Source organism: Alteromonas sp. CH_MED4-4, from assembly GCF_037029575.1.
Taxonomy (GTDB): Bacteria; Pseudomonadota; Gammaproteobacteria; order Enterobacterales; family Alteromonadaceae; genus Alteromonas; species Alteromonas macleodii.
In genome coordinates, this window is the sequence record NZ_JAYMEU010000026.1 from 1 (window position 1) to 19,901 (window position 19,901).

Here is a 19,901-nt window from a genome sequence, read left to right on the forward strand (position 1 = left end):
TCATGTTCATCTGCCTATCCTTAACTCTCTATAGAGTAAATTGAGATAGGCAGTTACACAAAATTAGTTACAGTCTCAATTTTACATATAAGTCTTTTTAGTTACAGGTTTTCAAAAGGTCTACTAGGGTTAAACTTCCACTATTTGAGGTGGTTCATTGAAGTTAGATCGAACGACTTGATCCCTTCCACTGCGTTTCGCCTCATAAAGAGCTTGGTCAGCATCATTTAACCATTCGTTAAGAGACTTAAATCGATCATCAAATGCTGATACACCTATGCTTACTGACACTTTTCTTTGTCCAAGCAAAGTACAGTCCTCTAGCTCTCTAACTTTAACTCTGATCCTCTCTGCTATATCCATGGCTTGCGCAGCATTTAGATTATTAAGTATTACTGCAAATTCTTCACCACCGTAACGACCTGCATAATCTCGCTCTCTAATACAGTCCATCACTTGCCCAGAGACCATAGAAATAACTTTGTCACCCACTGTATGACCGAAGTTATCGTTAATAGATTTGAACATATCGATGTCAATAAAAAGCAGTACTGCCTCTTCGCTTCTACGACTCTTACTCAACATGGAGAACGTTTGCTCCAGTTTCATTTGCAAGAATCGACGGTTGAGCATTCCCGTTAATAAGTCTGTTTTGTTTGCGATTTCAAGCTTTTCGTAAGCTTTTCTCTTGCTTACAATCATTTTGACTAAAAATATCGCCATCAATGAAATGGAAACGATACAGAAAACAAGGAGTTGATTAGTTTGTTCTAGCTGACGTGCTTTGTCTCTTGAATCAAATAGTGCCTTACGCTCCTGCTCTTTCGCATTCGTTAGCTCTTCCAAGTAATTCAAACGGTCCATTGTTACGTCAAAGCGGAATCGCCTAAACTCGGCTTGAATCTGCTTTAATGCACTCGCAACGTTACCCTGTGACGATGAAAGCAGTGTGTTGGCAATTTTGAATTCTGAAGGCTCGTCCAAGCCATTCGAATTAAGTACGTTACTTAAATATTCTGACAATTGATTTGCTCGCTCTAGTTGACCAAGGGAGGCGAGTAACTCAACTTTCAAAAACTTACCTTGTAACTTCCAGCGCTCGGGTACTGAATTGTGGCCATTTTCAGCCTGCTCCAACAGTACGAGAGCTTCTTTGTTTTTGCCTAATAAAAATAATTGTTCAACTTTCTTTAGTGAGGCAAAGTAGATCTCGTTTTGATCCTCAGATGCGGTCGCGTAGGCCAAATATCGATCGGTGTAAGTGCCTACAATATTGGGGTCACCTATTTGCTTTAGAAAGTAGCTAATAACGTTGTAAAAATGAATGAAGTATTTAACGGGTATATCATGAGCTTCACAGAAGTCTATATACCGATTTAAAAGCTCAATTTTGATAGAGGGAACGTTTTCTACTACATAGGCAGCGTGTAAACCCATCATCAAATCCCCCACTCCAGAGTTATTTTCTGATAAATAGTTTACTTCCGTGCCAAGAAGCATGGCCTCTCGACTACTCCTTTCAGATAGTGCGACAAAAACAATATAGTTGAACTTGAGTGCGTCTTTTACCTGTGAAGAGAGACCGGAATAGTACCTTTTTAAATCATCACTTCCAGCGCGCTTCCCTTTGACCCTGTCCAAACGGCTGAGAATAGCGATTTCGGATAGCTTCGCAAAAGCGAGTTGGCTTTCAGACTTCGTATTCAGAGCGTTTTGTTCAATTGCCTTTACTTGCTCTAGAGCGAGTGAATATTCGTCGTAAGATATATAGTAATACATCAACAGTTTACTCAACTCGAACTTTGATTGAAGCGGCGAACTCAATGCACCGAGTTTATGGAGTTTATCTTGAGAAGATGCATCTAAATTATTGGCTAACCGTTCCAATAATTTTTCAGCGCTATCGGCATAAGTCCTATCAGCATTCAATTCAGAAAAATCATTGATGTTAGCTAACGCCTGTAGACTGAAAAGACAGGTGATCAATAGATAATGTTTGAGGCGCATTTGAGTTGACTTCATTTGAAGGGAATATAAGGACTGAGAATGCTTCACGACGTGCTCCCCTATTTTAGTTATAACTTAATGTATAGCACTAAAACTTCTTTAAGGAGCAAACGCTTACCTATACTTCAGCAAAAACGTCGAAAAAGAACCAACATTTTCATCCTTGCAAACTTTTAACTAGCCTCTAGGCTCGAAGCATCAGCAAACCCTTATATTACTCTAATTCGTCAACTTAAACAATTAAGTCATGCATCCAATTTAGTGAAGGCAACTGCTGCTCTGGTTGGTAAAAGAGCCGATTTAGTCTACCTAATAAATTAACCGAACGGCTGGGATCGTGCGCTTTAACCCTATGCTCACTTTCGGTTAGCATGAACTCCCAAGGCTGAAGATTGAGTTCGTCTACTTCTTCCTGACTAACGCCCAGTGATTGCAATGTTGACAAAATTCGCTCCGTTTTACTTTCGGCAATAGGAATGATTTCGTTGCCGTATAAATCATCGAGCGGCGCATTGATAGCTTCTAACGTGTGATTTATTGCTGCCCACACTTCATCGTGGTCAAACGCCCAGCCTCGCGGAGCATAGTACCCCTCTATTTCCCACTCAAACTCTGCGTTGCTTACAGCAATAGAGCTTTCTGCTTCAGGAGAATAAGCTAGATCGGGTTTAGCGCCAATGTTGTAGGCGTCTACACTCATGGCGACGCAAATTATCAAATCACCACAATGTTGCTTGTTTGTGTAAAGCGCTTCAAATGCTGCCCGCTTAACCCCCATCCAACCGTGTACTCTCGAGGGTTGTTCAACAAAGTGTCTTACATCATCGGGTAAGTCTTCGCCATAGGCATTGATGAGCAGAGGAAGCGGATTTTGATCTGGCGCTTCGTCTGGCATCCACACTTCGTATTCTTGTCGGTTGTCAGCTTTTCCGCGACTTTTAATTCCGAACGACAAATTCACAGGGCGGCAAATACTTCTATCTTCATCCACTTTGTGAAAATACTCAGAACGCATGCGTTTAATAAATGGCGCGTCTAGCCCAGCCAACGCTGCCGTTGGGTAGCGATAGCCTATTTCACTATGCTCAACCATATGTAACGTGGGAATAGCCTGTGTCAGCTTATTCTTCAAGCCCGACAACGCATGAACTTTAGGCAGTACAATGCTTCTCTCTGGCTCTATGGTAAGCCGACTTCCATCTTCGGTTACGAACTTTGGCGTTTTATGAAATTCATACCCCGTAAACCCCAAGGTATCTACAGCGGCGTTTCGATACTGAGAAAGCTCATTGAAAAGCGCTGTATGATTGCGAATATGCTTAAATAACGGTCTTGATGCGGTCATCTTCTCTCCATTTACGCTACTTCCATTAGAGCTAATTACACTTAGCGTTCTATGCGGCCAAATAATTACTTACCGTCTCATCTTTCTGACTGTTCTCACACAATACATCTATATGTGAAATTTACGCTCAACTGTGTGTAACGTATCTGTAACCCTCTTTTTGAGCTGTTTACCTTTAATCTCGCTTAGTTTTGATTTAAAAAGCGGTGCCAAATTTGTGCGCCAGCATCATCGTACCGTTTTACTAGATTACGATAGCGCTCACGCATTGCTACATCTGCAAGTGGCGATGGCAATAAGGGGTCAAACACCAAGTGGTATAACGCCCTGTCTCCTATCACATAAGATTCTTTGGTTGCTTCTTCAAGGGGTAAAGACGTTAATCGAGCAAGAGATTCCTCTATTTCGATGCATCCGTCTTTATAAAGTACCTCTAGGTTTAGGTGGCTCCATAATCCCATCGCCCTGCTGCGTGCTTTAGTGTCAAAGTCACTGGCACTAAACACGAGCGCCTTTCTCGATAGACCAAGCGTGTAAAGTTTGTCTCTTACTTCGCCTGCTCCGCCTGAAAAATTGTTCGGTCTGAGGTAAACGTCGTTTGTCAGCTTTCTCATCCCCAAAAGCTTCAGCGCTCGTTCATTATTTCTGAGCTGCTTTCTATCACTTTTAGGAAGCGTGCTGGTTTGAGCGACAACCCAATCGTTTTGCCAGGGTACAAGCCCATCCTCATCCTCTCGCCACTGATGAATTTCCTTTGCAAAACGAATGCCTTTGTCGCCCAGCTTGTAAAAACCGCGTTCAACCAAGCTAATAAGCTGTGCAGACTGTAAACGCGTGAGCGTTACCCGAATGTTATTTTCAGAAATACCAAACAGCGCCCCTACGCGAACTGCTGCGCTGGCATTCATTTGAATATTGTCACGGGAGCCCAATAGCTTTAGCAGTAGCTTTCTTGCATTGGGCTTTTTCTGTTTTTCTAATTGCAAACTCTATTTACTTCTTTGTCTCAGATAGGACGTAACTCTAATTAAAATATAAGTTGGCTTAAGGCCAAACATATACGCATTCATCATTATATAAACACGCGCTGCGCACAAACATTACATGAAATACCAATTTACAACTATTAGTGTAATGTTTTAAGGTAGTACTTGGAGATAGTGCTTTAACGTAGCCCTTTAAAGTAAAAGCCCATTTCAAGGGTACACCTTGTATATTCACCAAGTGGAAATGCCATGACTTCATCAAATCGATTTGTTACGCACGCTGTAGAAAACCAACCCACCATTTCCACGCCCTACAATTTGTGGCGTGATGACACCTTACTGCGCGTGTTAGTCGATCAGCATATGCCATCATCCCACCAACATGATGAAGGGTTATTAGGACAGTATGGTCAAATCGCGGGGGATGCACTTATGGCTCACGGAGAGCTTGCTAATAAGAATAAGCCAACTCTCCACACATTCGATCGCTATGGCCGCCGCATTGACGATGTTGAATTTCATCCCAGCTATCACGCGCTTATGGAAAGTGCGATGCAGCACAATGTACACAACTATTCGTGGAAGCATGAAGGCATTGAAGGCGCACACACCTTCAGAGCGGCGCTAATGTATATGCATTATCAGGCTGAGTCTGGCACGTCTTGCCCGCTTACTATGACCCACGCAGCTATTCCGGCCATGCGGTATGGAAAACAGCTGCCGCCCGTATACCTAGAGAAAACCATTAATGGTGTTTATGATCCTCGTTCCCTGCCAGCTAGTCAGAAACATGGACTGACTATTGGTATGGGGATGACTGAGAAACAAGGTGGGTCGGATGTTAGGCGTAATACCACTACAGCGGTGAAACAGGCTGATGGAAGTTACCATATCGTAGGGCATAAATTCTTTTTCTCAGCCCCCATGTGCGACGCTCATCTTATACTTGCGCAAGCGGAAGGCGGACTAAGCTGTTTTTTGCTACCAAGGTTGTTGGAAAATGGTGCACTCAATAACGTGCGAATTCAGCGTTTGAAAGACAAGCTGGGTGACTGGAGCAATGCATCGTCTGAAGTTGAATTTCAGGAAGCCACGGCATATTTGATTGGCGAAGAAGGCCGCGGTGTGCCGGTGATCATAGATATGGTGTCGCTTACGCGGTTAGACTGTATGATTGGCTCATCAGCACTTATGCGACAATCACTGATTCACGCCTTACACCACGTAAGTCATCGCGACGCATTCGGCAAGACCTTAGTCAATCAGCCTTTAATGCAGAATGTATTGGCAGACCTCACCATTGAATGTGCGGCTGCTACTGCACTCACTATGCGCGTTGCCAAAGCGGTTGATAGTGCATCGAGCAATAATCATGAAGCTGCACTGGCAAGGCTGGCTACCGCCATTGGAAAATACTGGGTTTGTAAACGCACGCCTATGTTTGTTAACGAGGCTCAAGAGTGTTTAGGCGGTATTGGTTACGTTGAAGAAAACCCCATGCCACGATACTATCGCCAAGCGCCTCTGAACTCTATTTGGGAAGGAAGCGGAAACGTACAATGTTTAGATGTACTGCGCGCACTCGCCAAAGAGCCCAATGTTAAAGAGGCTTTGTTTAGTGAGCTTAAAACACAAGCAGGCAAAAACAAGCACTATGATATTCATCTTAGTAAGCTATTCGACGAGCTATCAAACACGCAGAATATGGAAACGCGCAGCCGATATTTAACAGAACAAATGGCGCTAGCGCTACAAGCATGTTCACTTCTTGCTACGTCACTTAATAACGACAACGCCCTTATCGACATTGCCCACACCTTCTGTGAATCAAGGCTTGGCAATGCATGTGGTTTTGCCTTGGGGACTCTGCCAGACACCACGCCGTTTGAGAAAATTATTGCGTTTGGGCAGGTATCGTCTAGGGCCTGTTGACCTTTGGTGTACGAATTTTGGTCTAAATGGAAGCCTTTTAATCGCGAAACAGTCCTGCAAGCCTAGCGGGCTAAGTTAAAGGACTGTGACAAAGAGTAAAAGGCTTCCATAACGACCCCTTCGGGCAGCGCCTTTGTGCCATCTATACTGCGTTGAATGTTCTCGATTTAGAACCACTAAACCGTCGAACATTCGCCTTGTCTAGATGGCACACAGACCGCTGCAAAAATGTACAGCAAAGGTCAACAGGCCCTACCTAGCCAATGTACAGGAGCTATAGTTAAGCTCCTGTGCGCAAGAGGAATTAACCCACAACTTAAAAAGGGTTAACCGAATACCCTTTTTGTGCCAGGCGCGCGTGGGCTGTCATGGCTGACAAATCCATTTTCACTCCGTCTATCAACGCATTTTTTTCAACGCCATGGGCAGCGGCAGACTGCCCACACACTATTACGTCTACACCTTTCTCCATCAACGCTACAAGTAGCGTTTCGTTTCCATTAGGTAAGCCCTTACGCTCTTTGAAGTTTGCAGTTTTAAGCACTTCTTCTGTGGCAGAGCCGTGAACGACAAGCGCAAGCGAAAGATTTTCCTGCTTAACGCCGTTGGCTACGTGCATATTGATAAACCGTGCCAGCGACTCAAACTTGCGGTTTACCTCACCAGGGCTTGCCGATTTGGCTACGTCAAACGCAACCTTGAACGTCTGATTTTCAGGAAAACTTACGCCCTCAACATGAGCATGCTTGCCGAAAGTGTCAAACACAGGGCCATAATCAAAATCTGATTTAGCTGAAGCTTGCCCGGTTACTAAGAGTGCTGCTGCAAACCCCAGTGACGCGCTGCCAATCCCTTTTGTGATGCTCATTGCTAATTCCTCGAACTTTAACGCGCAGGTAGCGCTGTCTTATACACTTCAAATGTCATGTCGCTAACATCACTACCCGCATCTTGTATTTTGCTATTGGTATAGTAAAGCGCATTATTGTAGATACTAAAGGTATCAGCCCAATTCACCACATCACCTTTCACAAGGGTGCGAAGGTCTAGACTTGGCGTAAGGTACTGTACTTCTTGCTTTTCCAGGTCAGCTAAATAAACATTACCTTGATGAAAAATCATGCCATCTGGTGCGCCTGTCGTCGCTACTTTTCGCACTTTTTCTGCCAACACGTCATTTGACGATTTCTCGATGTCAGATGTGTTAATGGCATACAGCGAATAACCAGACAATGCGTGAAAATATAGAGTGTCGTTTAACGAATCTAGCGCGATCCCGTCAGACTGAACAGGCATAGTAAAGGGTTTGCCCTGAATACTTAACGCATCGACTTCAGCTTTAGTGGTTTTATGGTTATCTAAAATACGATAGCTGGTATTGTCATCAAGGTTATATACCACTAAACCCGCGTGAGCCGAGTCGGTCATATAAATGCGATTCGTTTTTTCGTCTACTCGCAAGTCATTAATATACGAATCTGGATGATAAGCGTCTTCGCTAAGTATCAAGGTCCCTTCGATTTCGTTTGAGGCTAAATCAACAACAAATAAGCGAGGTGCATCCACTACACCTTTAAACTTAGGGTTTCGGGTGTCCAACACATACAGCTTATCCTTGTGCGCAACCACTGACTGCACCGCTAAAAAGCAGTCTTTTCTTACTTCGCTTTGTGCCACACATTCATTTGTTTGGCTATTAGGGTAAGCGACAAATTCTCCAGTGTCGGTAACCTGAGCTACGGAAAAGCGAACGCCGTCACGCCAGTTGGGCGCATTCACAAATACACGACCATCATTACTTACCGTAACACCGGTAATTTGCGTGCCCTTTATGTCACCCACTAATTCAACATTCGCGTCTGGTGAATGTTGCGCGATTGCATTTACAGAAAAAAGTGCGGCGACACTCGTGGCAAGTACCCCTTGTTTTATACGCTTTGTATTCATGTCCTTTTACCTTTAATTAGTGGCTTCGCTTGTCAGCACACACCACAAAGCGGTGCGCATTAACAAAACTGAATGGAATAAAGCATACGGTCTTATTGTGAATGTGGAAAACCTTTTAGCGGCTTATCTATGCAGGCTGACGAAAATCAAGTGATGAAACTAGCTTTACCACTTATGAGATCCAAAACACGGTATGCGCTCGTTTAAGTTAAGAGCTAACAAACTTTACTGAAAATTATGCACAGCAGTATGATGAAAAAACGTGAAACTGGTTTAATGCAAAAGGCAAAGTATTTGAAAACAGTGCTACTTTTAACAGCATGTATGGTCGTGGTTGCCGCATGCAGTAGTAGTAAGCCTCAAGTAAATATGGATGAAACACAAAACTTTGCCGATATTAAAACGTTCTATATTCAGCCTCCTTTAAACCCAATCAACGCGACGCTGGCCAATCATCTTTCCTCAGCCATTACCCAGCGGCTCATTGAGAAAGGCCTCACCCCATCTTCGGAGGAGGACGCCGATATTGCGGTGGGATACCTACCTTCCACCACCACTAAAGAGGATGGCACCACCTTGAATCTAGGGCTGGGCACCGGAAGTTACGGTCGCTCTGGCGGCATTTCATTGGGTAGCATTTTTAGCATTCCGGTTGGAGAGCAAACCACGCTTCAACAAGGGCTTCAAATTGACATGGTTAAAGACGGTACATTTGTTTACAGCGCGTCGGGAGCGGTAGAGCTGGAGTCGAAAGACAGTATCAGCATTCAAAATAAACTTGATGAACTCGTCATCAAGCTCCTTGAGCAATATCCGTCGAACAGGTAGCTCACACCTGGGTCAACAATTAAGAACCGACTTCTTCGCTAAGGGCTCGCAAGAGCCCCTACTCCATAAAAACTCTTCATAACGATGAACTTGGCGCTGATTTTGCGTATGAATGCCTATATTAGGTCCCCCACTTTTATGCCCCACGCTATGAAGTGAGCTACACAGAGTCAGAAATGGATACCACATACAGCCACTTGTCATCTTCACCTTCACTATTCAATTACTTGGGCGACACAGCAAATGCCCAAAGCGCACTTCAAGATGTTGTAGAAAAATCCAAGCAGGCTAATGCTCTCGGTGATGCGTTCAGTGCGTTTAATGGTGAACTACAGGGCAATCAAATTGACACATATCTTGAAAAAATAGAAAGCGGCGAGGCCTCACTCAACGGCAACACAATTGCAAACTACCTCGATTTTAATCGGCAAAAGCTTGCCTCGGAATTAAGTGATTTAGCGGCAAAACTTGGTATTTCAGACGATACAAAGCTAACGGTGAGTAAAGGCGAGCTGGTGATTGAAAGCAGTCAGGGCGAGCAAGAGCTTGATAAAACCACGTTGCGCCTACAACAGTACCTAGAAAAGGACACCAACCTTACGTCACTTATTCAACAAACATCTCGTCTGTCTCAGTTCAAAGAATGGGGAGATGCCACGTCATTTGCATCAACACTACAAGAGAAAGGCACTGACGAAGCGACTATCCAGTCATTTTTAAAAGAAGCCCGAACGTCAGTGACGTCTGACAATACGCTGATATTCAATAAAAACGGGTTCGGCTTTTCTTCCGATGGTAAAACTGATGCGCTAATTGATGCATTTGATAAGCAGTAAGGGCAATCTTACAAAGTGAATAAGTCACTATTCATTACCTCCCTCTTACACGAGAGCAGATAAGTACGGAATATCACAAATTAAGAATCACTTTTTCTGTGCGAAATTAGAGGAAGTCGACGCGAAATAACGCTATGCTTGGCTGCATGATGAAGTGCAGATTGACATAATGGCAGCGCAACAGCCGCTTTCCGTTCAGCAAAACCTTACCATTAGGTTATTGCGCGTATTGCGATACAACAAAGCACGCATTGAGCGTGCACTCACGCTCATGCCTGAAAAGCACAGGCCGCTTTTTCATGTGCTTCCCTTTCTTGTACATGTTAACCACGAAGCCCTTCCAGGATATGTGGCCCCACTCACCTCGGGTGAAACCGTTCCATTTGGTATCAACAATTACTCGTTTAGACCTGATGTAGAACAAGCTTTGCAGCGCTGTTTTCCTGCACAGAGTCACTTGTTTTCAGACATTAAGCAAATTTGGCCAAGACAGCGGGCGGTTGATGCACTGGTTTTAATGGGTAGCGTGGGGACTATTGCTCAGACTGACGACTCAGACTTTGATTTTTGGGTGTGTATTGACGGTAAACGTTTTTCGACTACTGAGCTGACTTTACTTCAACAAAAGCTAACAGCCATTGAAAAATGGGCGGATAACACCTTTGGTATTGAAGTGCATTTCTTTTTATCTGAGATAGATAAAGTTAAGCAAAACGATTTTGGCGTCGCTGAAGGTGAAAGCGCGGGCTCGGCGCAAGCCCTGTTTCTAAAAGCTGAGTTTTACAATACCAATATAGTAGTAGCAGGCAAAGCGCCGTTTTGGTGGCTTACTCCAGAGAAAACAACAGAGAAGCAGTATCAGGCTATTTACAATAGTTTGGAAAAAGGCGGCTCACCAGACGTAGACTGGTTCATGGACTTGGGTCACTTAGAGCGACTAGACGCAAGCGAACTTTTTGGCGCCGCCATCTGGCAATTAGGCAAAGCCATGGACTCGCCATTCAAGTCCGTATTAAAAATGGCAAAGCTTGAAGTATACCTTGCCAATATCTCTCACGGACAACCACTGTGCAACCTTTTGAAAAAGCATGTACACCGCGGTGCTGAAGCTCCAGGGCATGTTGCAGATATCGACCCCTACGCACTCATGTTTGACGAACTCATCGCTCACTACAAAGCCAATGGTCAGGCGGAAGATATTGCTGTATTGCAGCAGTGTTTATATTTGAAATGTGGGTGTACATTGAGCCTCCCGCTTGTAGAAGGTGAGCAAGCGAATTTCAAACGCAAAATTATGGCCTCGTATGCAAAACAGTGGGGGTGGAGCCGCAAACTACTTGCCCACTTGGATAACCAACAAGATTGGACATTCAATGAACGTGTGCAGCTGAGCCGTCGAATTCACCGCTTTTTATTAAAGTGTTACCGCCGTATCTCCAAAGAGATCAGTCATCATCAACAGGTGATGGATCAAAAAGACATGACCGTTCTAGGTCGCCGATTAAGTACCTATTACGCTAAAAAGCCGGATAAAATTGAGTTTTTGCGACGCGCTTTTGATGAAAGCCTTTACTGTGAAAAGATCACCATTGCTATGCGTCAGCTCAAAAATGGTGATGAAGTATGGTCAGCTTATGCTGGTGATTTACTGAGTAAATCGGGCATTATCGACGATTCGCAAAAAGTTACTCAAGCGGCTAGCGCCATTGCACTGATGGTCTGGCTTGTGTCGAGCAAAATAATAGATACAAACAGTAAGGTTTATCTCGATTACAATTACGGTGAAGTGAGCGAACTAGACTTGAACGATTTGCTTAAGCATTTGTGCAAGTATTTTCCTCCTGTCAAAGTGTCGTCACTACCGCGTAATGACTTGCTGGCGCCAGAACGCATAACGGCATGTTTTGCCATTGTGAACTTCCCCACCCTACGCCAAAAAGCCACGGTAGAGAATGTATCCATTCTTTATACGACGTCTTGGGGTGAAACCTTTTTGAGACACGGCAGCGACGTGCTGGATACGCTGTGGTACGACTTACAAGAAGTAACCCCAAAGCCGCCGTGCTATGTAATGGTGCCACGTGGAAATCAACAAGCACGAATACTCGGCGAGTTCTTAGAAGCTAACGAGCTTAATTTCACCGTTTTATACTGATACGTCCAACGTAACGCTTTCAAAGAAGCGCCAAGCGTAGTACTCCATCTCACACTATCTCTCCGTTTAAAAAATATGCAGAAAAAGCTTGCGCTTTAGAATTACAAGTGTAATCTAAAAACATGGACTACAAATGTAATCAAAATAACAGACGTCGTAATTATGAGTAAAATGTCAGACAAACCCGAAATTTCAAACGCTGAATTTGAAGTGCTGGACGTACTGTGGGACGACCATCCTGCCACGTCGAACGAGGTTATTGCGCGACTGAATGACAAAAAAGACTGGCACGAAAAAACCGTCAAAACCTTGTTAGGCCGCTTGGTAAAAAAAGAAGTGTTAGGGTTTGAAAAGCAGCAGCGCCAGTATCTTTATTATCCACTGATTGCTAAAGAAGACTATACAAAGAAAGAAACCACGAGTTTTGTTAGTCGACTGTTTAAAGGCAAGATCGCCCCTATGGTCGCTGGTTTTGCAAATCAAAACTCGTTATCTAAACAAGATGTGGACGAGCTCAAAGCCCTTATCAAGAAATGGGAAGAAAACAATGATTGATTGGATTATTGCTCAGCAGGGTGTTTTGTCGCTAGCGCTTGTTTTACTCATGGTGTGCGAACACTTTTTCACTAATAAAATTGGGGCTTCGCTTACCTATAAGCTATGGGCGCTGATACCAGCTTGCCTCATAGTCAACAACCTTCCAATGTCGCTGGTTAACATTCCATCGAATAGCTTTGCTCGCTATGTGGTTGGCGTTAAGCCCACATTAAACACCGTAGCGTTCGAAACCTGGTTTACTGTATGGGCAATTGGCGTAAGCGCAATTACAGCCTATGTCTTAGCGCATCATCTTAAAATATGGGCATCGATAGGAAAGCGCAACGCTATCCACACCAATGCCTACTATTCCAGTAAAGCTACCACACCTATGCTATTTGGTTTTATCTTCCCAAAGGTGCTTATTCCCTTCTCATTTAAAAGTGCATTTTCGATTCAACAACAAGCACTGGTATTAGAGCATGAGAACGTACATCGCAAGCATTACGATCACCTGTGGAACGCGTTAGCGCTGGTTATCGCTATTGTATTTTGGTTCAACCCACTGGTTTGGCTTGCGCTAAAATCCTTCAGAATTAATCAAGAATTGGCTTGTGATCACGCAGTACTGAAAGACAAGACAGACAACGAAAAACTCACCTATGCAAAAGCACTCGTGCAGTGTGCCGAGCATGGTTCAGACGCCCTGCACTTTACACGCGGGCTTTACCCAACCTTTGGAGAAAAAAGGACTATGATCAAACGTTTAAACGCGATAAAGCAACCTATGCGTAACAATAAGGTACTGGCTGCAGGCGTACTTTCAATTGCCGCCATGCTCACCATCAACACGGCTTTAGCCAATGCGCCAGTAGCAGAGACCAAATCTGAAGCTAAGATTAACCAGGCATCGCCGGTTAAACGCGTTCCACCAAGCTATCCAGAAAAAGCAGCACAGCAAAATGTTGAAGGTTTCGTTGTACTCTCCTTCGATATTACTGAAACGGGCGCTACAGATAATGTAAAAGTAGTAAAATCAGTGCCTGCTGGCGTGTTTGATAAAAGCGCAAAAGTTGCCCTGAAACAATGGGAATACAAGCCTCGTATTCAAGGTGGCAAAGGCGTGAGGCAGACCGGCCTTCTGGTGCAGCTAGACTATCAACTCGGAGCCTCTCTTGATACGGCGAGTGTTGAAAAGAATGCTTCCCCTGATGTAGAGCGTATAATCGTTCCACCCAAACAGAGCAAGTAAGCCCCAAAATTATCAGAATACTAAAAGGAGCGTATCGCTCCTTTTAGTGTTTTGTCTAATTGACTTAGTTCCTGCCTACTGCACACTACCACTCGATCACCCAAGTCTCTTATAAAATGTAAAGTGCCTTTACAATTTCTATAGAGAATTTACGACCTCACTACGTTAGAATGTGAGTATTTACACACCTGAAAACTTCTAATTTATGGAAGGTTTAAATAGTCGATAGCGCAATTGCTATGGTTATTTTCAATCAAGTTACTCCAGACGGGCTTTCGCTGCTGGTGTACAAAAAGGAAATCTATAATGAATCGTATCGTTTTAGCACCTACAGTGCTTGCCCTTACTTTTTTTACTACTTGTGCTAATGCCAATATTGATCAGCTTAAAGGTCTGTTAGGCGGTAAGAAAGCGGAATCGACAGTAACTTCCAGTAGCCTAACTGAAATGGCAACCAGCGCAGCATCTAATATCGACTTGGCTAGCTTAGTGAGTTCAGTTGCAGGTAACCTTAACGTGTCTGAAAACCAATCAGAAGGTGGCATAGCGTCAATTATGAACTATGTACAAGGCAACCTTTCAGGCGCTGATTACGCCCAGTTGGCAAGCAGCATTCCAGGTATTGATAGCCTGCTTGAGGATGTTCCCTCTCTTAGTGGTAACTCAGCAGCAAGCTCAAGCTCTTCACTATCAGGCTTACTCAATAAGGCCTCTGAGTACAGCTCTACACTTAAATCGGTAAACGACTTAAAGCAACAATTTGAAGCGCTAGGCCTTTCAACCGATATGATTGCCAGCTTTGTCACTCAAATCAGCTCGTATTTAAATGTAAATGCAGATGAAGAAACACAGGCGTTGTTTAAATCTGGCCTAGATAATTTGCTAACCGCTCTGTAACCTGTCTAAGGCGTATTAATTCTCTTCTACAACCCAAATTAATACGCTTTAACTTTTTTGCAGGGGCTTTTAGCTTGGTGAAATAGCAACTCCTGTTTATCTTTTTACACTCAAATACACAGCCTAATCGCCTATGCAAAATGCAATGTCTCGGTTTTCTACGAAGCCCAAATGGTTTCGACTATCCACTTATCTTGTTCTCATCTACCTTACTTACGCGCTTCTTATCGGCGTAGTTACGCCTGCGGTATTAAAGGCAAAGTTACCCAACATAGTGAAAGAAAACACTGGAAGAGATGCTGCTGTTGAAGATATTGCAATCAACCCTTTCTTGCTAAAAATAGAAGTGACTAATTTTGTTATCTATCCAAATATACACTCTTCAAATGAAAGCGAAGATAACGCCGTAATCCAGAACCAAGAAAATCATTTTTTTAGCGTAGGCAATGTTTCACTGGACGTTGGATTCTGGCAATCACTTTTCACCTTCACTCCTGCCGTTGAATCGCTAACTATAGACGAACCTTTTGTTTCCATTGCACGTTTAAGCGAAAGTGAAGACACACAAATCTTCAACTTCTCTGACATTCTTACCCACGTAGAGAAACGCAGTACAAAAGCACCTGAAGAGCCTAATGACACTAGCGAAGGGCAAATTCCCCGAATTACGTTACGTGATTTTGCACTTAACGAAGGGCGAGTGGTTATTGAAGACAAGGTGACCAACACCCTACTTGATTACCCAGAATTGAGCGTTGACTTGCAAGATTTGGATACTCACGCTTTGATCAGTTCAAGCAGTGTTGGCAACAAAAACGCTAACCCTAAAAGCGATAAAAGTGAGAGTGCTCAATCAAAAGGTAAGTTAGCGTTCAACCAATATCAATTTAACTTGCTCACCGCAGAGAAAGGTAACATCGCCATTGATGGCGAGTTTCAATTATCTCCACTAAAAGTTACGACAGACATCACGATAAACGATGTAGCGCTTACGCCGCTTTGGTCACTTTCGAAAGATTTGATAGAAGCAGATTTAGTAGACGGCAAGGTTAACTTAAGCTTACATGCTGAAGTTTTTGAACAAGATACAGCCTTCCAGTTTATTCTAGAGCGTGGCGAATTTGGTGTTAACAACCTTGTGTTTAACGCTGATCCTTCGCCAGCCACAACAGGCACCGCCAAGAGTTCGCAAGAGATCATTGCCATACCCGCGTTTGCCATACACGATATAAACGTAAACGCATTAGAACAGCAAGTTAGCATTGCTGAAGTTGCTTTTGACAACGTTCGAGTGTCGGGTCTATTTGACAAGTCAGGGCTTGATTTACAGCGTCTGTTTACCCCAAAAAGCCCAGCGGCAGATGCTACATCAGCTAACGCTAACCCCAGCGCAGCGCAAGAAGGAAATAGTGAAACAGAAGATGAGGATGTTTCCAACGTAGCAACCGACAGCGCAAATGAACTAGCACATGAGACCTCGTGGTATGTTGAGCTTCACCAATTTGCATTTAATGACGGTAGCATTGATCTTTTAGAGCGTAGCGTAAGTGACGGGACCTACTACCGCATCAGCAACCTCAATATTAAAAGCGGAAAAGTCACTACTGACTTCTCTAAACCCATTTCCTACACCACAAGTTTGCATGTCTCTGCCAATCCACAAACGTTTAGCGATGCACCTAACGGTGTGCTAAGCAGCAGCGGCCAAATAGTTATTGCCGAACAAACCATAAAGGGCAAAGCAGCGATTGAGCAACTGGTGCTAAGTCATTTCCAGCAGTACGTTTCCCCCCACGCAAATGTGACCCTTGAAGAAGGGCTATTTAATTTAAACGTTGAGTTTGATGGGGCATTTATGAACGCCGCTGATAAAGAAAATATCGACTCACTAAACGTTAAGGCGAGTACTAGCATTAATAATTTAAGCGTACTGGATGACGACAGCTCTCCCCTACTACAGTGGCAGTCCTTAAATGTAGACAACATCGAATTTGACCACGCATCGAACCAGCTAAGCGTAGACAACATTCACCTACAAGCGCCATTTGCACGACTTATTATTGATGAAGCTAAACAAACCAATGTGAGTAAGCTGATTGTCGCTTCATCAGACAAGTCCGCTAACAGTGAAAGTGCCAGCGAAAATGGCAGCGCAACCACGTCGAAAGCATCAAACGCAAACGTGCATGCAAGCACTACAGCTGAGCCTTCACAAGCCAACGAATTGGCCATTGCCGTTAACACCATATCAATAGAAAACGGCAAAGCGTACTTTGCTGACCATTCATTAACGCCAAAATTTGCGTCTGCTATAGAAAGTTTAAATGGCAGAGTTTTGGGAATTGACTCTCGCTCAACTTCCCCTGCCAATGTTGATATCACCGGAAAGATAGACAACTATGCTCCGGTCAAACTAGCAGGCACTATTCATCCATTAAAAGATGATATAGACCTTGATTTAGATTTTTCAGTCAAAGGCGCCGAACTGACTTCAGTTAACCCTTACTCAGGCACCTACATGGGCTATTACATTGACAAAGGCTTGCTGTCATTGGCTGTGCAATACAAACTAAACGGTAAGGCACTGGAAGGTAAAAATCATGTTGTTATTGACCAATTAACGTTGGGCAAGAAGTCGAACTCTGATCAGGCATTAAGCCTACCGCTTGGCCTTGCTATTGCGTTATTAGAAGACAGAAACGGCGTTATCGATTTGGGTTTGGATGTGTCTGGCGATATCGATAGTCCGGACTTCAGTTTCGGCTCCATTATCCTCAATGCTATTGGCAATATTATTACAAAAGCTGTTACTGCACCCTTTTCGCTACTTGCGAACCTGGTTGGCAGTGACGACGAACTCGACAACGTTGAGTTTGGGTTTGGAGAGCATTCGCTAAATGCGGACGCTCAAGAAAAACTGAATACCCTTGCCAAAGCACTTAAAAAACGTCCAGGACTTAGGGTTAATATCGAAGGTACTGTCAACGCCATGTCTGATGCAAGTGCCCTAGCCCAACGTCAGTTAAACACTACACTTTTAACAAGAAGCGGCGATGCTGATGCATCTGCTACTTCCGGCAACGCTAGTACCAACGAAAATTCTCTTGCTGGCGGTGAAAATGAAAGTTCCAACACCCCTGGCAGCGTACAGCGAGACTCAATAAGTGGCAGTAATATCCCACTGGAAGGCCCGTTAGCCGATGCGCTTTTATCCTACTATGTTGAGGTGTTTACACCTGACCTTAATCAAGAATATGACAACATGGTGGCGCAGCTTTACCCTGAACTCGCAAATTCAGACAATGAACAGAGCCAAAAGAGTGCTGATAACAATAAGGAAGTCATTAACGAAGAAAGTGTAAACCGAGCATTAAGCATTGCCCGATACAACAAACTACGTAACAACATTGATATCCCTGAAAGTGACTTAATCCTTCTGGCTGACGCGCGCAGTAAAGCGGTGAAAGGTTATTTGGCAAATGAAGCTGAGGTAGAAGCGAATCGCTTATTCTTGCTTAATACCCAGCACGACTTACATACCGAATTTAGCGGTGTGGAATTAACGTTAGAAGCGAAGTAATGAACGGGTTGGCTTGAAAATAAAACCCTATAATTTAGGGTTCCATAAGGTCACTAAACAAAAAAGGGTAGCTTATTCAGTTAAGCTACCCTTTTTTGTAAACAGTGACTTCTGATACTACTTGCTACTTAAAACCCAGCTAGCAAATGGTACCGTAGTGCGTGCCTCGCCTACTTCTTCAAATGGGGCGCGCAAGTTGCGGATACGTTAGACGCGTTGAAAATTTCGATCCAATAGCCGTCTGGGTCTTTGATAAATGCGATCCCTTTCATAGAACCATCATTAAGCCCTTTCTGAAAAGGAACGTCTAGTGATGCAAATCGTGCACATGCAGCTTCAGCATCAGGCACATGAAAACCAATATGCCCAAAACCTTTTGGCTCTGTATTTCCGTTATGATAATCCACTGTTTCTGGTGTATCGCCCCAATTGTGGGTTAGCTCCAACATGGCCGGGCGACCAAAAGTTTGCTGAGTACGTTCGTCTACATCGTCAGAAATATCAGAGAAATCATCACCTGCCGCCAAAAAATAAAGGCTGAACTTCATTTCTTCAAAATCTAGACACTTAATTAGCGTCATTCCCATAACTCGCGTATAGAAATCTAGCGAACGCTTGGGGTCGGCAATGCGCAGCATAGTTTGGTTGAACACAAAACCTTGTGTCGCGGCATCTTTCTCTTCATACAGGCCTTCGGCCTTATCGAAATGTCGGCTCATAATAGTCGTCCTTAGCGATATAGATAATTAAGGCAAGGCAATCTTGCTTTGCCTAAAAACGAGTGCATAGAAGTGAGGGGTAATTTTCTTTTCACAACAGCACTTAGTCTATCCTCTTACGCGCTTTACCTCAGATGCGTTTTATTCAACGCCTATTTTTACAGCGCTTTTATTTTTTAGGGAGCTTTCCCCAAACCGAACCTGCATCACTTTTTTTCACTGGCGACACTTTAGTATTGGTGTTTTTGCCAGCCGCTTCTTTTTGTTTGCTAGCGCCTTTATTAAATGAGCTTGGCTTAGTACCAGAAGTACTTGAGCTATCTGATTTTTTATGCGAAGTTTGTCGCGTGGACTCCGGTCGATATTTTTTCACCATACCTTGCAACAAATTGCGAACCACTTGATCGCCAGCAGGTTTAAAGTTGCGATGGTCTGGCTTTCTAAAAAACGCCGACAGCTCACCTTTACTCATTCTAAAGTCTGCTAATTTAAGCACCGCTATCATATCGTCATCTTTATAACTCATCGCAATACGGATTTTGCGCAGTACTTCATTATTACTTAATCGCTCTTTTGGCCCCAGCTCTTGTGGCATTTGCCCTTCTTGACGACCACGATTTTTAATAATCAATCCATCTAGAAACAGCGCAATAATCTTATCGCGACACGGCAGATAGCCCTCTTCGCCTTCCCGCTTCATCACAGCATGTAAATAATCAATTTCCATGTCGTAGTTCACTAATTTAAAAATACTTATGGCGGCGGTATCGTTGATAGCTAATGCATAACGAAGGCGACGTAAAACATCGTTGTGGATCATGAAAATGGGCCTGAAAAGTGGAGTAGCCAATAATTGGTATGGATTACAGTGTAGCGCTAC

Annotated in this window: 15 protein-coding genes; 8 read left to right on the top strand and 7 right to left on the bottom strand. The window is 43.7% G+C overall.

The window, feature by feature from the left end; all coding sequences use genetic code 11:
- Positions 1-129: 129 nt before the first annotated feature.
- The 3 genes from WA381_RS15935 to WA381_RS15945 all read right to left on the bottom strand — a co-directional run bounded on the left by WA381_RS15935 (position 130) and on the right by WA381_RS15945 (position 4,338).
- Positions 130-2,055 (bottom strand): GGDEF domain-containing protein, encoded by a 1,926-nt coding sequence (locus WA381_RS15935; RefSeq protein WP_156086715.1) that lies wholly within the window; start codon positions 2,053-2,055, stop codon positions 130-132.
- A 184-nt stretch (positions 2,056-2,239) separates the two neighbouring features.
- A complete protein-coding gene (locus WA381_RS15940; RefSeq protein ID WP_156086716.1) occupies positions 2,240-3,352 on the bottom strand; it encodes a hypothetical protein in 1,113 nt (370 codons plus the stop codon).
- Between the two features lie 185 nt (positions 3,353-3,537).
- Entirely contained in the window at positions 3,538-4,338 is an 801-nt protein-coding gene (locus WA381_RS15945; protein WP_156086717.1) for a PaaX family transcriptional regulator, read from the bottom strand.
- 249 nt (positions 4,339-4,587) lie between these two features.
- Between WA381_RS15945 and WA381_RS15950 the strand changes: the two genes are divergently transcribed.
- Complete coding sequence (locus tag WA381_RS15950; RefSeq protein ID WP_156086718.1) at positions 4,588-6,270, top strand: acyl-CoA dehydrogenase family protein; 1,683 nt, start codon at positions 4,588-4,590, stop codon at positions 6,268-6,270.
- A gap of 316 nt (positions 6,271-6,586) precedes the next feature.
- Here the strand turns inward: WA381_RS15950 and WA381_RS15955 are convergent, their stop codons facing one another.
- Both WA381_RS15955 and WA381_RS15960 read right to left on the bottom strand, forming a co-directional pair.
- Positions 6,587-7,138, bottom strand: coding sequence for a DsrE family protein (locus WA381_RS15955; RefSeq protein ID WP_156086719.1), 552 nt, complete (start codon positions 7,136-7,138; stop codon positions 6,587-6,589).
- A gap of 17 nt (positions 7,139-7,155) precedes the next feature.
- Complete coding sequence (locus tag WA381_RS15960; RefSeq protein WP_156086720.1) at positions 7,156-8,217, bottom strand: L-dopachrome tautomerase-related protein; 1,062 nt, start codon at positions 8,215-8,217, stop codon at positions 7,156-7,158.
- 252 nt (positions 8,218-8,469) lie between these two features.
- On the opposite strand from WA381_RS15960, the gene WA381_RS15965 reads away from it, so the two are divergent.
- The 7 genes from WA381_RS15965 (at position 8,470) to WA381_RS15995 (ending at position 18,302) form a co-directional block, all read left to right on the top strand.
- Complete coding sequence (locus WA381_RS15965; protein ID WP_039232433.1) at positions 8,470-9,045, top strand: DUF4136 domain-containing protein; 576 nt, start codon at positions 8,470-8,472, stop codon at positions 9,043-9,045.
- Between the two features lie 176 nt (positions 9,046-9,221).
- On the top strand, positions 9,222-9,881 hold the full coding sequence (locus WA381_RS15970) for a hypothetical protein (protein ID WP_039232398.1): 660 nt from the start codon (positions 9,222-9,224) through the stop codon (positions 9,879-9,881).
- 169 nt (positions 9,882-10,050) lie between these two features.
- Positions 10,051-12,036, top strand: coding sequence for a class I adenylate cyclase (locus tag WA381_RS15975; protein WP_156086721.1), 1,986 nt, complete (start codon positions 10,051-10,053; stop codon positions 12,034-12,036).
- 162 nt (positions 12,037-12,198) lie between these two features.
- Positions 12,199-12,591, top strand: a complete 393-nt coding sequence (locus WA381_RS15980; protein WP_014950296.1) for a BlaI/MecI/CopY family transcriptional regulator — start codon at positions 12,199-12,201, stop codon at positions 12,589-12,591.
- Positions 12,584-13,825, top strand: a complete 1,242-nt coding sequence (locus WA381_RS15985; protein ID WP_156086722.1) for a M56 family metallopeptidase — start codon at positions 12,584-12,586, stop codon at positions 13,823-13,825. Before WA381_RS15980 ends, WA381_RS15985 begins: the two co-directional genes overlap by 8 nt.
- A gap of 306 nt (positions 13,826-14,131) precedes the next feature.
- Complete coding sequence (locus tag WA381_RS15990; protein ID WP_014950298.1) at positions 14,132-14,722, top strand: DUF2780 domain-containing protein; 591 nt, start codon at positions 14,132-14,134, stop codon at positions 14,720-14,722.
- Between the two features lie 145 nt (positions 14,723-14,867).
- The gene (locus WA381_RS15995; protein ID WP_231506534.1) at positions 14,868-18,302 is read left to right on the top strand and encodes a DUF748 domain-containing protein; all 3,435 of its coding nucleotides are present in this window, start codon (positions 14,868-14,870) and stop codon (positions 18,300-18,302) included.
- 170 nt (positions 18,303-18,472) lie between these two features.
- On the opposite strand, the gene gloA is transcribed toward WA381_RS15995, so the two are convergent.
- Both gloA and WA381_RS16005 read right to left on the bottom strand, forming a co-directional pair.
- Positions 18,473-19,021, bottom strand: coding sequence for a lactoylglutathione lyase (gene gloA, locus WA381_RS16000; RefSeq protein ID WP_156086724.1), 549 nt, complete (start codon positions 19,019-19,021; stop codon positions 18,473-18,475).
- Positions 19,022-19,190: 169 nt separating this feature from the next.
- A complete protein-coding gene (locus WA381_RS16005; protein WP_061486994.1) occupies positions 19,191-19,841 on the bottom strand; it encodes a DUF1456 family protein in 651 nt (216 codons plus the stop codon).
- Between the last annotated feature and the right edge of the window lie 60 nt (positions 19,842-19,901).

Coding starts and splice junctions, on each gene's coding strand:
- WA381_RS15940 (WP_156086716.1), bottom strand. CDS start 3,352: ATGACCGCATCAAGACCGTTATTTAAGCATATTCGCAATCATACAGCG.
- WA381_RS15950 (WP_156086718.1), top strand. CDS start 4,588: ATGACTTCATCAAATCGATTTGTTACGCACGCTGTAGAAAACCAACCC.
- WA381_RS15955 (WP_156086719.1), bottom strand. CDS start 7,138: ATGAGCATCACAAAAGGGATTGGCAGCGCGTCACTGGGGTTTGCAGCA.
- WA381_RS15960 (WP_156086720.1), bottom strand. CDS start 8,217: ATGAATACAAAGCGTATAAAACAAGGGGTACTTGCCACGAGTGTCGCC.
- WA381_RS15965 (WP_039232433.1), top strand. CDS start 8,470: ATGAAAAAACGTGAAACTGGTTTAATGCAAAAGGCAAAGTATTTGAAA.
- WA381_RS15970 (WP_039232398.1), top strand. CDS start 9,222: ATGGATACCACATACAGCCACTTGTCATCTTCACCTTCACTATTCAAT.
- WA381_RS15975 (WP_156086721.1), top strand. CDS start 10,051: ATGGCAGCGCAACAGCCGCTTTCCGTTCAGCAAAACCTTACCATTAGG.
- WA381_RS15980 (WP_014950296.1), top strand. CDS start 12,199: ATGAGTAAAATGTCAGACAAACCCGAAATTTCAAACGCTGAATTTGAA.
- WA381_RS15985 (WP_156086722.1), top strand. CDS start 12,584: ATGATTGATTGGATTATTGCTCAGCAGGGTGTTTTGTCGCTAGCGCTT.
- WA381_RS15990 (WP_014950298.1), top strand. CDS start 14,132: ATGAATCGTATCGTTTTAGCACCTACAGTGCTTGCCCTTACTTTTTTT.
- WA381_RS15995 (WP_231506534.1), top strand. CDS start 14,868: ATGTCTCGGTTTTCTACGAAGCCCAAATGGTTTCGACTATCCACTTAT.
- gloA (WP_156086724.1), bottom strand. CDS start 19,021: ATGAGCCGACATTTCGATAAGGCCGAAGGCCTGTATGAAGAGAAAGAT.
- WA381_RS16005 (WP_061486994.1), bottom strand. CDS start 19,841: ATGATCCACAACGATGTTTTACGTCGCCTTCGTTATGCATTAGCTATC.